The following is a 14,383-nucleotide window of genomic DNA, read 5'->3' as shown; positions in this document are numbered from 1 at the left end:
TTTTAAATGTTAACTCGAAGCCAACTTTTGCACAATATCGAAACTTTACTGACATCCCAAGGTTTTAAAACCTCAGACATATATGACCAGGGCTCATTTGATATTGTGGCAAGGAAAAACCTGCAGATATTACTCTTAAAAACATTTTTAAATATTGACAGCATCAATGAACATAATGCCCATGAGATGAAGCAATTGGCCAATATATTCCTGGCTTCCCCAATAATCATTGGAGAAAAGTCCAGAAACGGTCTTTTAGAGGATGGAGTAATTTATGAAAGATATGAAATTCCAACCATTGGCTTTGAAACCCTCAAAAACATGATAATGTATGGAGAATATCCTGAAATTTTGGCAGACCGTGGAGGATACTTCGTCAAAATTGACGGTAGTGTCATAAAACAATACCGTGAAGAATATTCAATGTCCCTAAAGGATCTGGCAAGTCTTGCACACGTATCCCGTGCAACAATGTACAAATATGAAAACGGAATAGTTCGCGCCAATACCGAAACAGCAATGATTCTTGAAGAAATACTGAATACGAAAGTAACTTTGGATATTGATTTGTTAAAACAGCCTCAAAAAGAAGACATTGAGTATAGCGATGATGTCAATGACTTGTCAAAACTCGGATATGGAGTAATATCCACAAATAAAAGTCCCTTCGATGCGGTAGCCAAAATGAAAAGTTCAAACAAACATTCCCCACTGATGGCAAATGTTGAGAAAAACAGAAGTGAAAAGACCTTGAAAAGAATGGCGATTCCTCTTAAGGATTTGTCAATGGTTACGACCTCAGAACCTGTTTTTATAATTAACAATGATAAGATCAAAGAATCAATTGGAACTGTTCCGGTAATAAAATCCTGGGAACTGAAAGAGTTTGAAAATTCAAAAGAATTGCTGAAAATGATTAAAGAGAGAAAGGAAAATTAGAGTGATAACATGGAAGATTTGCAAATAAGTGACATGGAAAACTATCCAATCAAATGGGTTTGTAACTTTAAAGGTCAAAGAGCTATTGGAATTTGCGGAAAAACCCAAAAAATAGCAATGTTTGCATCAGACGAGAGAGTTTCACGCATACTTGATGATATTGTAATCGGAACCGACGAAGCTCAAGAAGGTTACGGATGTGAAGAAAAGAACCGATGCTGCAATTTCGAATGTGAACTTTGTGAAATCTCACCTAGACAATACCTGCAGATTACAGGCAAAAAACCTTCAAATAAAAATATAAAAGATTTGATTAATGGACTGGCTGATTTAAACCAATCCCTTGAAGCTGACGGCCACATTCCTTTTGAAGAATATGAAATTATCAAACTTTAATATTCCTTTAGAATTTCAAAATCCTCACGGGCTTCACTGACCTTGGCAACGCCCATGCATATTGCATCTACAAAATCAACATTCTGATAAAATGTGTATGCCTCTTTTGGTTTAAGAACCCCTGCCGCCAGTATTCTGGTTGCGATTATTTTTTTATTCAGCTTTTTAATCTTATCAATGAATTCCTGCCTTTGGGAAGCATTGAATGCACTGATATCCATCATATATGAAAGACTGTTATACGGAATCATGTAAAAATCAAAGAGGTTCATGTCCAGTTTGTTTTCTAAAAGCAAGTCTGATGTCTTTGAAGGAAATGCAGTGACAAGACCTGAAAGTGAACCCGAATCATTAATTCTGTTTAAAATTTTTGAAGTCAACCTCCAGTCATATCCGTCTGTTATGAATTCATCAACCAGCATGACCGGACAGTCATACTGGGCAAACAATTCAATGTCCTCATCCCAGTCAACCTCTTTGGCGACTTCATAGTTCGGATTGAGGTAGTCGACATCACTTTTGCCTATTGTTGCAATAACCTTCATCTCACAGCCTTCATCGACTGCAAGGTCATATGCCTTAAGCAGATTATCATCATTGACAAGATTGATTGCCCTTATGCCATGATTATATGACTCGATGATGACTTCAGCGGCATTTTGAGGATTATTGTATAAATCATCCAGGTAAAGCCTTGACCTGTGACCATAGTAAAGTTCGGCCATAAACGGACCATAGCCCAAAATTGTCTGTGGTATTACTTTTCCTTTATATTCCAAATCCTCAAAAAACATAAAACCACTATTCTTTTTCCACTACAACAGCAGTTCCATATACAAGAATCTCTTGCATTACATCGGATATTTCATTTGAATCAAATCTGATTGCAACAATTCCGTTTGCACCAAGTTCCTTTGCATGGTCGATTGCTCTTTCTAACGCTTCCTCTCTTGACTCTTCCATCATTTTCACATATTGGGTGATTTCCCCACCGAACAATGATTTGATGCCAGCACCGATTTGTCCACCGGCACCTCTACTTCTGACAGTTAAACCATATATGAATCCTTTGGTCTCCACTGTTTTAAAGCCCGGAATGTCATTTGCTGTTGAAATTGGAAATTCTTCTACGCTTACCATATTTACACCATAAAAAATTTATTAAATATGTATTGAATATGTTCTTTTAATATATATAATAATTATTATTCGCAAAACCTGTTGAAAAAATATTATTTCCATGTATTTTTAAAAATCCCATTAAAATAATTATCAAAGGCGCCTACTCTCCCCCCATACACATAGGCAAATAAAAATTCTGATAATTATAAATTTTTGTCTGCTTTTTGAAAAAAATTTAAATTTTAAATATAATAAAAAATAAATATTTTATTAATATTTATGATTAAATATTTTAAAAATTATGGTGAAAATATGAAAGTACTTATTGCTGATGCTATTAACGAAAAGGGTATAGAAAATCTAAGGGAAGTAGCAGATGTCGTAGTAGATACTGATATTACTCCTGAAGAGTTAGCTAATACCATCCATGAATACAATGGAATTATTGTAAGAAGCCGAACAAAATTAACAGCAGACATAATTAAAAAAGCTGACAATTTACAAATTATTGCAAGAGCAGGTGTTGGAGTGGACAACATCGACCTTGATGCCGCAACCGAAAAGGGCATTATGGTTGTGAACTCCCCTGAATCAACTTCCGTTACAGTAGCGGAACATACCATGGGACTGATCTTAAGCATGGCCCGTAAAATCTCAATTGCAGATAAATCCGTAAAAGACGGCAACTGGGAAAAGAAAAAATTCATGGGCGTTGAACTTAGAAACAAGACCCTCGGTGTAATAGGTATGGGAAGAATCGGTTCACAGGTAGTCAACAGATGCAAGGCATTTGGAATGGATGCAATGGCATATGACCCATACTTGCCTGAAGAAGTAGCAAAACAGATGGGCGTTGAGTTAACAGACCTCGACAATGTCCTTAAAAATGCTGATTTTATTACAATACACGTTCCATTAACTCCTGAAACTGAACATTCAATTTCAACCGAACAGTTTGAAATCATGAAAGACGGCGCATATATTGTCAACTGTGCTCGTGGTGGAGTCATTGACGAAGATGCACTTTATGAAGCTTTATTAAATAATAAAATTGGCGGTGCTGCATTGGACGTATATGAAAATGAACCTCTTGAAAACTCAAAATTGGTTGAACTTGACAATATCGTATTAACTCCTCATATTGCCGCTTCAACAAAAGAAGCACAAAGGGATGCCGCAATCATTGTAGCTGATGAAATCATTGAATTGACCAAAGGAAACAACCCTAAAAACGTATTGAACATGCCACGTATTGACAACAACACTTACCAGGAATTGGCTCCATACATGGAATTATGTGAAAAGTTAGGCAGTTTCATATCCCAGGCAGTTAACGGAAAAATTAAAGAAATTGAAATTGTTTACAGTGGAGAATTGGCTGAAATCGACAATCTTGAGATTTTAACCAGAACAGTCATCCAAGGTGCCGTAAATCCGTTCTTAAGTTCACCGGTTAATGCAGTCAATGCATCTCTTGTAGCCAAAGAAAGAGGAATCAGCATTACCGAAGGAAGAAAAGACAATGCCAAAGGATATGAATCACTGATAAAAGTAGTTGCAAAAAGTGAAACAGATTCCTTTGCAGCTGAAGGTACCCACCTACACGAAGCAAGAATATTGAAAGTGAACGGATATTGGGTAGATGTCATTCCTAAAGGACACATGTTCATTGCAAAATATGAAGATGTTCCTGGAAGCATCGGTAAAATCGGAACCAAATTGGGCGAACATAATGTCAACATTGGAATTATGCAAGTCGGAAGAGATGAACAGGGCGGAAGAGCAATCATGGTTCTGACTTTAGATAAAGAAATTCCAAAAGAAGTAATTAAAGAAATCCAAGCTTTAGACAATGTTTATGAAGCTATCGGATTAGAATTATAAAAAACAATTTTTCACCATAATGTATATCTAGAGTAAAGTTTACCAAACTTTTACTCTCTCTATTTTTTGTCTATTTTTCCACTGAGCAATAACACCAAAAAATGTTATTAAATATTAAAACGAACAAAAATTTAAAAAAAGACCAACAAACCCCAAATATAAGACATATTGGTAAAAAAACATGTTTACTGGAGGAAAAAATCCTCACTCATTGAAGCTTTTCATTTTTGTGCCAAATAACCAAATGTAATCCAATATTATATTAGTTGAAATTAAGAACTGAATTACATGAATCAATACTTTTAAGAATTGTTTTCTTTCCGCTCACATCAATCTCAACTTTCATCTGAAATTGAATGATCTGGTCTCTGCCATCAAATCTCAAACAAGATTAGTTATAACTAATTACTCCATTTTCTGGACAAGTCTTTATCATTGAACACTGTTTTTTCCTGGCATTCAGTTACTTCACTTATATTTTCCTTGAAAAATTTCAAGCAATAATCTTTTTTCGGACTGAAGTTGTCACAGTTCAAGTGAATGTTTTCTTTGCAGTTATCGCATTTTATGTCAGTACCAGTTTTGTTTTTACAGTATAATTCATTGTTTTCAGTGAAACGATATTCACAATCTTTAAACACTATATTATCCATTATTTTACCTCTTAAAATGCATTTTGAATAATTCTCAGGAAAATATTCATTTCAAACACATATTATATTTTTCTTCTTTTACTTAATTAACTTATGTTTAAGGTGACCGTTATGAGGGAGGAACCTATTCCAAACCTATTAAAAATGATAATTTTCAGGATTTAATGTGGGAATAATCAGAGGACTATATAATTAAAAAAAATGTTTGATATCATTTTTATCTTTTATTCCTTCCATTATAATAGATAGAATTATAAATATAAGTTTTTAATCTATTTTCACAATCAAATAGTTAGGCTTTAAGATTACAGTTTTTCAGTCAGATAGCATGTTACTATTTATCGTCCCAAATGGTGACAACATTATTGCTATTTATAATCCTATAAAACAATCAATTCCCATGATAACAGTCCACATCCAACCTATTGAACTTCTAATCTTCACCATGCTGAATATAAGCATAATATTCATTATCTTTAAAAATGATGCACTTGAACCACATTATTGTATTCAACAGAACATATCACCAAGCATTCCTCATCACATAAAAAGTAATTATTGTTCACCATGATTTTTTATTTTATTTTTCATTTTTTGTTACCCTTTTAACACTACCATCAGGATTCAATTCTATTTTTATTACATTATGAGGCATTTCAGTATTGGAAATGACTTGAATATGAGGTCGTTTTTCGAATTTCTCTTCATAGATGTTGTCTCTTTCATCATCCAATGTTTTGAAAAATTCATCGTCCTCCTCATCGAAAAATCCCGGCTTGAAAACATCACTGTCAGTTACAACATCACTTTCATCAAAGAAATCCTCAGGATTATTGTCAATGAAATCTCTATAATCCCCCAATGTGTAATCCGCAGGCTCACCATAACGGTTATATGATTTGAATGTGTCTAATGAATAGGGAAGACATACGATCATGTGGAAATATCCGTGTCTTGAAAAGGTCATCAAATCTGCATCTGATGGCTGAGCGCTCGGTCCTGGGTGTGAGTGAACAGAACCCATGTATTTTGTATTCATGGGAATCAATTCAGTGTGAATCACCGCTCCGGTTTCACAGGTTTCGCCCGGAAGAAATATCAACCCGGTGATGTAGAGTATTTTGTCCTTTATCTCCCCATCAAAGAATGCCAAAAATTCATTCGGATAAGCTTTTTTTGAATAGTAAATTACTGATTCAAGAACTTCACGGTCAACTCTGACTTCTCTAAATTCCTCATCATCATTGCCAAATAATTTTGATATAAAACTCATTCTATCACCCCAATGCTTTTAAAGAAATCTTCACTAAATATCGGAAGTTCCCAGTCCGTGTAAACATAACTTCTGTATGATGTCTGGTTTTTATTTTCCTTTTTATTAAAACCTTCGACTTTATTGTATTTCCTATATACTGCTATCCCGCGTTTTTTGTAAGTTTCAACATCGTTCAAGTTAATGCCATTTTGAAACAAGAATTCATGTATTTCATTTAATTTCATGCCTTTTATTTTATCGTTTGCTTCATTATCTGGATAGCTGTTTTTGAGGTAGTAAATTCCATGAGAATTTACGCAATTTCTCCATGACTCATCCTGCCTCCATCTGAAATATCTCAATATATCCCCATCACTTATTGGAATAATCCTTGAGTCGAAAGCCGGAGGCTTTTTAAACTCAGCACCATAATGAATGACAAACGACCCGGCAGTGAAGCTGGCAATTACAGAATCAATCTTTTCAATTCTGCCATCAAAAGGAACATTATCTAGAAGTAAGCTTATTTCATCTGAAAAGGTGTAAACGAAAAGTGGAGAGAATTCCTTGAACAAATCCAAACAAACTTTTGAAATTATTTTATAGAAATTCTCATCATAGGGCTTCACCAGATTCAAATCTGAAGCCAGCTTATGAAATGCCCTGCCATCCAAGCGGATGATGATTTTGGAGTTTTTTGGAACTCTCATAGATGAATAAACTTCATACTCCTTCATTACATTCCCACACTAATGGTTTCATTAAAACTTTTAAGCAATCTTATTGCAGACAATGCAGCCAACATGCTTGTTTTTGGATTAGCTTCACAAGGAAGGTTCTCAGTTAGTGTTTTGAATTCACCAAAGTCCCCTCTGGCTGTAATTTCATGAACATTACGGTCAACATTTGGATCGACAATAATTTTAACATCAATGTCCCTTTGACAGGCAATACTGATGGTTGCTGCAACATTAATGTTTAAGGGAAATTCCTTTACTGCTTCAGAAGCTTTTCCTTCAAACAAAATTTCCTCACAGTCAATATCCTTTCCAAGGGATTTCGGTGATTTTCTTGTGGTGAGTGTTACCTCCTTAAGACCGAATTTGGCAACGGCCTTGATTCCATCCAGACCAACAATAGCCCCAGAAGGCAGGTGTATTCGGGCATTCTGTTTTTTGGCTAAAGATTCCAACTCCCTATAAAATTTATTGTCCATCAATGCGCCAATACTCATTACAATCATATCAATGCCATGTCCCAATATTTTTGGAGCATACTCCTTTACTGAAACAGGCGCTGCACATTCTAAAATCAAATCAACATCATCCAACATGTCCTCAAATTTAAGTACAGCTACTCCACCTACACGACTTGCCAAATTTTCCGCTCTTTCAATATCCTTATCAAAAAAGTATGCAATGTCAATACCGTTTTCTTCGGGAACTATGCTGGTTGTTATAATGTTAGCAATAGCTCCACAGCCTATAATACCTACTTTCATAGTATCACTGAAAAAAAGTTATAAAAAAAGAATTGATGAAAGATTAATTATAATCTTTCTTATTCAAATTGGCTTTGAGTTTCGCCTTGTGGTTGAGGGGTTTCAGGTTTTGGAACAGTAGCTTCAGGGACTTGTGGTTCAGGAGTCATTTTTTTAATATCTCTTGGATTGATTAACATAATGTCCCCAATAGCTTGAACTTTATCAAAATCTACTGTCAATACATCGTTTTGGAAAGATCTCATGTTGTTATCTTCAGGCACTTCTCCACGGATACTTCCTAAAAATGAATTTACAAATCCAGCAGGTTTTGGTTGTTGTTCAATAGCTCTAACTTGTAACTTTGAAATGGTTCCTAACCTAATATTAAGAACAACATCTTCTACACGACCAACATAGTGTCCTGTGTTGGTATAAATATCTAAACTGCGTAATTTTGAAACTTCTACCATGTTTACACCACAATATAAAATATAATAATTAAATAAATATGTATTATTTTATTTAATTGTTAATATAAATACTTTATGTTTTCTAAAGTTGAAAAATGTCTTTTTTGCAAAAAATTTATTAAATTCTAAAATAAAAATATAAATTAGACTTAAATGAGGGCTTTAAATGTGGGATACAACAAAAGATTATAGAATTTTAGTGGCAAGCAAAGCAAGAGAAAACTATATGAATCTTATTCCAACAGCTTCTTTTAGGGGAAGCTGGAATAAAAAACAGGCAATTGATATGGGAAAACAGATGAATAGTGATTTCCAATCCTTAACTTATTCTTACCTTGAAGGAGACGAACTTGTGAATTCTCCTGACGTTCAGTCCTTAAAAGAGAAAGCTTTAAAGATTATTGAGTATTTGGGTGGGGATGACTGGAATAAAAAGTTTCTAAGCAATGCTCCAAAAGAGGACAGGGAAAAAACCCAGGAAAATATTGCAAAGGTAAGGTTTTTCCTTGACACCATCATCGGCCTGAAGGACAGGCTGGCATTAGGTCCCATAAATGATCCGATTATCGGCGTTGACATTAAAGTCGGAGAAGTGATGAGCGTAACACAGCATCCTAAAAATGAAAACCTGATGCTTTGTAATGTGAACCTTGGAAAACGTGCAATCACTGTTGTAACCAATGATTTGAGTGTCAAAGATGACAATAAAGTCGGAGTATCACTGCTTCCTCCACAGGCATTCAGCGATATTGTAAGTGAAGGAATGTTTCTTGGAATGAACGGAAGCATTTTAAAAGACGTTGACGGTGAACTTGGCCAGATGCCAAAAGGCATACCTATTGAATCACTCAATGAAACACGAAATCTTGTTGAAAATTATTTAAAATAAGTTTAATTACTTATTTTCTCTTTTTATTATTATAACATCCCTACAATATTTATTTAGACCCATAACGAAAGTTATATATACAATATCTTCCATAACCTCATGTAATTAGAAAATTAAGTGAAATTAGTCTATTATCAATGCAATATTACATTGTGCGTGGAATTTTACTTAAGTAATGCAATTTTTCAAGGTGAAAACAATGTATGACTTCGGAGAATTTTACCAAATTGGTGAAGAATTAAGTCAACAAAATGATGAAGCACACATCCGATCAGCAATTAATAGAGATTATTATGCATTATTTGGTGAATCTAGAAAATATCTAGTTGAAATTAGAGGCAAAAAATATTTAACCAGTAAAAATGGAATACATACCAAAGTTTGTAATGCTCTAATGTTTTCTAAAGATTCAACCGAAAAATATGTTGGAAACATATTATTTAATTTAACTTAAAAGAAACATTTCCCCAAGGCGAATTTGAATTGGAAATGTATTGCGATTTAAGTGGAGAAGGAGATCATTCCTTACTTGTAAATATCCATGTGGATGACGAAACATTCAACAATGGATTTATGCTGAAAATACACCATGTGAATATGAAAATACTTCCTATTCAAAAAAAGCTTAATATCCTGTCTGAATTCGGGTTAATGCCTGGAGTAAGAAATCAATGCTAAAAAAATAGTGAATGAATCATTCACTATCTTAAATTCAGCCCTATCAATTTTGTTTTTGTCATCTCATCAACAGCGTATTTTATTCCTTCCTTTCCAACACCACTATTTTTGAATCCTCCAAATGGCATGTTATCTGTTCTGAATGTTGATTGCTTGTTGACAAAAACTGTTCCGGCTTCAATTTCCTGAGCACATCTCATTGCTTTTGAATAGTCATTGGTGAATACCCCTGCCTGAAGACCATATTCCGTAGCATTTGCAACTTTGATTGCCTCATCAACATCCCTAACGCGAATTATTGGAGCCACCGGACCGAAGGTTTCTCGGACAACCAGATCCATTTCAGGTGTGACCCCATCAATGACAGTTGCAGAATAGAATGCTCCATCGCGATGACCTCCAGTCAATATCTCAGCACCTGATTCAACCGCATTATTAACAGTTTCCTCAACCTGCATTGCAGCTTTTTCACTGATTAAAGTTCCCAAGGTGGTTTTTTCATCTAAAGGATTTCCCATGACAAGCTTTTCAGTCTCAATAACCAGTTTTTCTGCAAATTCATCTGCAATTTCCTCCTCAACAATGACACGCTTTACACCCATGCATACCTGTCCCGCATTTAAGAATGCTCCATTGATAACTCCTTTAACAGCTTTTTCAATGTCTGCATCCTTCAGGACAATCATCGGGTCATTGCCACCCAGTTCAAGTGTCACTTTTTTCATTCCAGCCTTTTGTGAAATCATCATTCCTGTTGTTACACTTCCGGTAAATGAGATTTTATCGATTTGTGCAGAACACACAAGGTAATCACCAATTTCAGACCCGTATCCTGTTATGACATTAACGACACCATCCGGAAACTCCTCATCCAACAATTCGCAGAATTTCATGACTGTCAAAGGCGCTTCGGTTGGCGGCTTTACAATAACCGTGTTTTTGCATGCAATGGCAGGTGCAATTTTATGGATTGTCAAATTCAAAGGATAATTGAATGGAGTTATTGCTGCAACCACGCCAAGAGGCAGCCTTTGGGTAAAAGCAAAGAATCCCTTGCCATTTAAGCCCGCATCCAAAGGTACGCTTTCCCCATAGATTCTTTTTGCTTCTTCAGCAGCCAGTCTCAGGGTTTCAATTGACCTATCCACTTCAACCAAAGATTCATTGATTGGCTTTCCGACTTCCAGAGTCAATGATTTTGCAAATTCCTCACGGCGATTCTCCAATTTTTTAACGACATTAAGCAATTTGTTTGAAACCTTAAATGCAGACATTTCAGTTAGTGAATCTTTTGCATTTATCGCTTCATCAATTGCAAGTTGTGCAGTTTGCCTGTGGACAATTGGAATCGTATCAATCAACTCGTTATTATATGGATTTAAAACCTCCAGTTCATCATCGCTTGTAATGTATTTTCCACCTATCAACATGTCCATTCTATCACCTTAATTAATATTTTATACTTTGAAATTTAAATATTAACTCATGCAGACAAATAGATTTGAAACCTTTTTTGATGCGATTTTAGCCATCATTATTACAGTTTTGGTTTTAAAAATTCCCCAGCCTACAGCACCCACACCCGAGGCATTTTTAGAGTTAAATTCGATTTTTTTAGCATATTTAATTAGCTTTTTGGTATTATACAACATTTGGCATGCAAATCATAACCTATTTAAGATTGTAGATACCATCGACAACAACTCTGTTTGGATTTACGGAACCATGACCTTTGTCATTACTTTACTCCCATATTTTACAATATGGATTGCAAATCATGTCTATTCAATACCTGCAGAGACAATGTTCGGATTAATCTTTATAGTAACTCATATCCTAAATGTGCTGGCAACAAAAGCCATTTATAGAAGCAATCCCTACAATCAGGAACTGTATGAATTGAATTTCGACTCATATTACATGAGCACCCCAATGATAATACTGATTATCGGTTTTATCCTGACATACACAATTTATATTCCTGGAATCTTTGTTAGCTGCTTGATATCCGTTGTTTTATGGATTGTGCTTGGCAGATTGCTTAGGAGGCGTGGCAATGGAAACAGGTAGATTTGAAGCATTGATTGATGCAATTTTGGCAATCATCATTACCATCATTGTTCTGGAAATTCCTCTTGCAAGCAACGGCACCTGGTTATCCCTTTATGAAATAAGATATGAGTTCATAATATATGCAGTGAGCTTTATTGTATGCTTTAACTTCTGGAACTACAACAATAACCTATTCAGCATTGTAAATAAAATTGACAGCAAGGTCATATGGACAATGGGAGTAACATTATTTGTATTTTCACTATTGCCTTATTTCACAACTTTTGTCGGCGAGAATTTCTATGCATTCTTCCCCCAATTCATGTACGGTTTGTGTTTTATCGTAACTGCAGTTTTATCTCTGCTTATCGGCAGATTCCTAGAGAGGGCAGATCCGGCAAACATTGCCCTTCATCTTGCATTAAGCAATCATTATCCCATGTATGGAACAATCATCCTGGTTTTGATTGGAATGGTTATCGGATACTTTATTTATCCTCCGACAATTATGTTTTGCTGTCTGTTTTCAATTCTGGGAATGTGGATTATACCAAAAATTCAATCAAGTTTAAAATAGTAATGAGAGGTGCATTTCAAGTGTAACAACTTGAAATGACTAATTTTTTAAAAAAACTCCTTTTTTTAAGGTTTTAATCATATTTAACAGTTGTTTTAAAAGTTTCCAAATTTTAAATTCATATTTCTCAAAATATGAAAATTCATTAATTTAAACTGAAAATATGGGCCTTTACTCAAGTTACTCGGAAAGAATTTTCTTACAATAACCCTCAAAAAATATGATAAATAAAAAAATAGTTATAATTTTAACTTTAATTTAAAATTAAAACTAAAATATAAATATTTAAATCATATAAGATTATCTGAATGATTATTTAACGATATTAAGAAAATTTCAAAAATCGGCCAAAAATTACACACAAGATAGACTACCAATATGTAAAATTTATATTACAATTTTTAGGAAAATCGACCAAATCAATCCGATGAGCCTAAAAAAGATGCATTAACACTTATTTCAAAAGGCAGTTTAAACCCGCAAATTTCAATCAATTTAAAATGATGATGCCAAATTATTAGAAAAAAATTCAATTCAAGAAAAAACTTTAAACTTATTTAAACTGAAAAAAATCGGCAAAAATTAAAAAAATAAAGAAATGAATTCCTTATCAAAAACAAAACATTGAATCGAATCACAACAACAATGACAAAATCATATCATCCCCATATTAAAACATACACTCTATTTGAAATATGATTCAAGAGCATTCAGCTTAGTGTTGAATTCCATGACCTCTTTTGATGCAATTTGTTCGGTTAAATCATCCATATAACTATTGTACATATGAATAGCTAGCAAAACCACAACAATTATTGCACCAAAAAGCAGAATGAATTCTGCTGATACCTGCCCTTTATTATCCATTAAAATCCCCCCAGAAGTAATGTTCCTCCAAATGAAGATATCAAATAGAATATTCCAAATGATGCTGCTGCCAAAGGCAGTGAGAATTTGATTCCCTTTTTAATCTCACCATACATTATAATGCTTATGATAAATGCAACCAGAATCGAATGAATCATCATGTAAATCTCGCCTGCAACTGGTGCAGTCAATATTATTTGTGAATCCATTCCATAACCCTGCATAAATCCCGAATAAACGCTTACCATCCCAATTGCAAAAGGTGTTGCAATAATTGCCGAAATTAACAGAAACATCACAGACATCATGACTGCAGATTTCCTTTCACGTTTCAGCGCAAGCAAATCCCTTAAATCATCCGATACATCAGACAATACCTTCGATATACTTGATCCGCTTTTACGTCCATCGAGAATGATTCCAAATACCCTTTCCAATTCTTTAGATTTCAATCGTTTGCTCATTGCTCTCCAGGCATCATCGAAATTGCGACCCATTCGAATCTCTATAATCGTTCTCCTCATTTCATCGTAGAGTGGACCTTCACCATACTGCGCCATATCTTCCATTGCATTTTCGAAACTGAGTCCGACCTGCAGCATGCTTGCAAGCTGCCTTAGAAAATCCGGTGCCGTCCGCTCAATTTCTTGTGCTCGCCGTTCCTGCTGTACAACCACATATGTGAATAATCCCGGAATTATGAACAGTGGTAAAATTAACAGGGAAAGAGGTAAAGCGAAAACATTGATAAATATTGCCAGGATTACTTCACTCATTAAAATACAAATAACAAGAAGAACTAAAACCTGTGATGCATCTGTAAAAATAGCTCCACTCAGTAAAAATTCCTGTAATTTAGATAAATACTTTTCAGGAACAATATTGTCAACAACTAATGCTAAATCATTTATTATTTTAAATTTCATAAAATAAGATTATAGTTTAAAGTATATAAAAGATTGGTTGTTTTTTAAATCATTTTTACGGGCTAAAAACAATATTTATTTTAAAATAAGAAATTTCCTTCAAATGAAACTCTCATGACAATAACTGATACTTTGGGACTCTTTTTCCGATAGATTATACAAAATTTATTTATGTGTTATAACAATAGAATT

At 34.4% G+C, this 14,383-nt stretch carries 18 protein-coding genes; 8 read left to right on the top strand and 10 right to left on the bottom strand.

Annotated features, from left to right (window positions below; all coding sequences use genetic code 11):
* The first annotated feature begins 6 nt into the window (after window positions 1–6).
* Both ACJMLO_RS08695 and ACJMLO_RS08690 read left to right on the top strand, forming a co-directional pair.
* Window positions 7–939, top strand: coding sequence for a transcriptional regulator (locus tag ACJMLO_RS08695; protein ID WP_405295907.1), 933 nt, complete (start codon window positions 7–9; stop codon window positions 937–939).
* A 9-nt stretch (window positions 940–948) separates the two neighbouring features.
* Window positions 949–1,335 (top strand): hypothetical protein, encoded by a 387-nt coding sequence (locus ACJMLO_RS08690; RefSeq protein ID WP_405295905.1) that lies wholly within the window; start codon window positions 949–951, stop codon window positions 1,333–1,335.
* Here ACJMLO_RS08690 and ACJMLO_RS08685 read toward each other — a convergent pair.
* On the bottom strand, window positions 1,332–2,129 hold the full coding sequence (locus ACJMLO_RS08685; protein WP_405295903.1) for a hypothetical protein: 798 nt from the start codon (window positions 2,127–2,129) through the stop codon (window positions 1,332–1,334). The two genes, ACJMLO_RS08690 and ACJMLO_RS08685, sit on opposite strands and share 4 nt — an antisense overlap.
* Window positions 2,130–2,136: 7 nt before the next feature.
* On the bottom strand, window positions 2,137–2,475 hold the full coding sequence (locus ACJMLO_RS08680) for a heavy metal-binding domain-containing protein (RefSeq protein WP_405295901.1): 339 nt from the start codon (window positions 2,473–2,475) through the stop codon (window positions 2,137–2,139).
* A 294-nt stretch (window positions 2,476–2,769) separates the two neighbouring features.
* On the opposite strand from ACJMLO_RS08680, the gene serA reads away from it, so the two are divergent.
* Entirely contained in the window at window positions 2,770–4,341 is a 1,572-nt protein-coding gene (serA, locus tag ACJMLO_RS08675) for a phosphoglycerate dehydrogenase (protein WP_405295899.1), read from the top strand.
* 401 nt (window positions 4,342–4,742) lie between these two features.
* Here the strand turns inward: serA and ACJMLO_RS08670 are convergent, their stop codons facing one another.
* From ACJMLO_RS08670 to ACJMLO_RS08650, 5 genes are all read right to left on the bottom strand, one after another.
* Window positions 4,743–4,994: a hypothetical protein gene (locus ACJMLO_RS08670; RefSeq protein ID WP_405295897.1), complete on the bottom strand. Its 252-nt coding sequence runs from the start codon at window positions 4,992–4,994 to the stop codon at window positions 4,743–4,745.
* Between the two features lie 580 nt (window positions 4,995–5,574).
* A complete protein-coding gene (locus tag ACJMLO_RS08665; RefSeq protein WP_405295895.1) occupies window positions 5,575–6,267 on the bottom strand; it encodes a Mov34/MPN/PAD-1 family protein in 693 nt (230 codons plus the stop codon).
* A complete protein-coding gene (locus ACJMLO_RS08660; RefSeq protein ID WP_405295893.1) occupies window positions 6,264–6,986 on the bottom strand; it encodes a tRNA(His) guanylyltransferase Thg1 family protein in 723 nt (240 codons plus the stop codon). Before ACJMLO_RS08660 ends, ACJMLO_RS08665 begins: the two co-directional genes overlap by 4 nt.
* Window positions 6,986–7,750 carry an aspartate dehydrogenase gene (locus ACJMLO_RS08655; protein WP_405295891.1) on the bottom strand — a complete coding sequence of 255 codons (765 nt, stop codon included), beginning with the start codon at window positions 7,748–7,750 and terminating at the stop codon, window positions 6,986–6,988. The genes ACJMLO_RS08660 and ACJMLO_RS08655 overlap by 1 nt, the downstream gene beginning before the upstream one ends.
* 59 nt (window positions 7,751–7,809) lie before the next feature.
* Window positions 7,810–8,202, bottom strand: a complete 393-nt coding sequence (locus tag ACJMLO_RS08650) for a PRC-barrel domain-containing protein (RefSeq protein ID WP_405295889.1) — start codon at window positions 8,200–8,202, stop codon at window positions 7,810–7,812.
* A 166-nt stretch (window positions 8,203–8,368) separates the two neighbouring features.
* Here ACJMLO_RS08650 and ACJMLO_RS08645 point away from each other — a divergent pair, with 166 nt between their 5' ends.
* From ACJMLO_RS08645 to ACJMLO_RS08635, 3 genes are all read left to right on the top strand, one after another.
* A complete protein-coding gene (locus ACJMLO_RS08645) occupies window positions 8,369–9,091 on the top strand; it encodes a tRNA-binding protein (RefSeq protein ID WP_405295887.1) in 723 nt (240 codons plus the stop codon).
* A 199-nt stretch (window positions 9,092–9,290) separates the two neighbouring features.
* Window positions 9,291–9,545: a hypothetical protein gene (locus tag ACJMLO_RS08640; RefSeq protein ID WP_405295885.1), complete on the top strand. Its 255-nt coding sequence runs from the start codon at window positions 9,291–9,293 to the stop codon at window positions 9,543–9,545.
* A gap of 29 nt (window positions 9,546–9,574) precedes the next feature.
* On the top strand, window positions 9,575–9,769 hold the full coding sequence (locus ACJMLO_RS08635) for a hypothetical protein (protein WP_405295883.1): 195 nt from the start codon (window positions 9,575–9,577) through the stop codon (window positions 9,767–9,769).
* A 23-nt stretch (window positions 9,770–9,792) separates the two neighbouring features.
* Here ACJMLO_RS08635 and ACJMLO_RS08630 read toward each other — a convergent pair whose 3' ends face one another.
* Window positions 9,793–11,205, bottom strand: coding sequence for a lactaldehyde dehydrogenase (locus ACJMLO_RS08630; protein ID WP_405295881.1), 1,413 nt, complete (start codon window positions 11,203–11,205; stop codon window positions 9,793–9,795).
* Window positions 11,206–11,254: 49 nt separating this feature from the next.
* On the opposite strand from ACJMLO_RS08630, the gene ACJMLO_RS08625 reads away from it, so the two are divergent.
* Complete coding sequence (locus ACJMLO_RS08625) at window positions 11,255–11,839, top strand: TMEM175 family protein (RefSeq protein ID WP_405295879.1); 585 nt, start codon at window positions 11,255–11,257, stop codon at window positions 11,837–11,839.
* Entirely contained in the window at window positions 11,826–12,398 is a 573-nt protein-coding gene (locus tag ACJMLO_RS08620) for a TMEM175 family protein (protein ID WP_405295877.1), read from the top strand. The genes ACJMLO_RS08625 and ACJMLO_RS08620 overlap by 14 nt, the downstream gene beginning before the upstream one ends.
* Window positions 12,399–13,082: 684 nt before the next feature.
* Here ACJMLO_RS08620 and ACJMLO_RS08615 read toward each other — a convergent pair.
* Window positions 13,083–13,265, bottom strand: coding sequence for a class III signal peptide-containing protein (locus tag ACJMLO_RS08615; protein ID WP_405295875.1), 183 nt, complete (start codon window positions 13,263–13,265; stop codon window positions 13,083–13,085).
* Window positions 13,265–14,191, bottom strand: a complete 927-nt coding sequence (locus ACJMLO_RS08610) for a type II secretion system F family protein (RefSeq protein ID WP_405295873.1) — start codon at window positions 14,189–14,191, stop codon at window positions 13,265–13,267. The genes ACJMLO_RS08615 and ACJMLO_RS08610 overlap by 1 nt, the downstream gene beginning before the upstream one ends.
* Window positions 14,192–14,383 lie beyond the last annotated feature (192 nt).

The organism is Methanobrevibacter sp. (assembly GCF_045120835.1).
Lineage (GTDB): Archaea > Methanobacteriota > Methanobacteria > Methanobacteriales > Methanobacteriaceae > Methanocatella.
The sequence above is the reverse complement of the archived record's forward strand: the minus strand, read 5'-3'. Positions and strand labels throughout refer to the sequence as shown.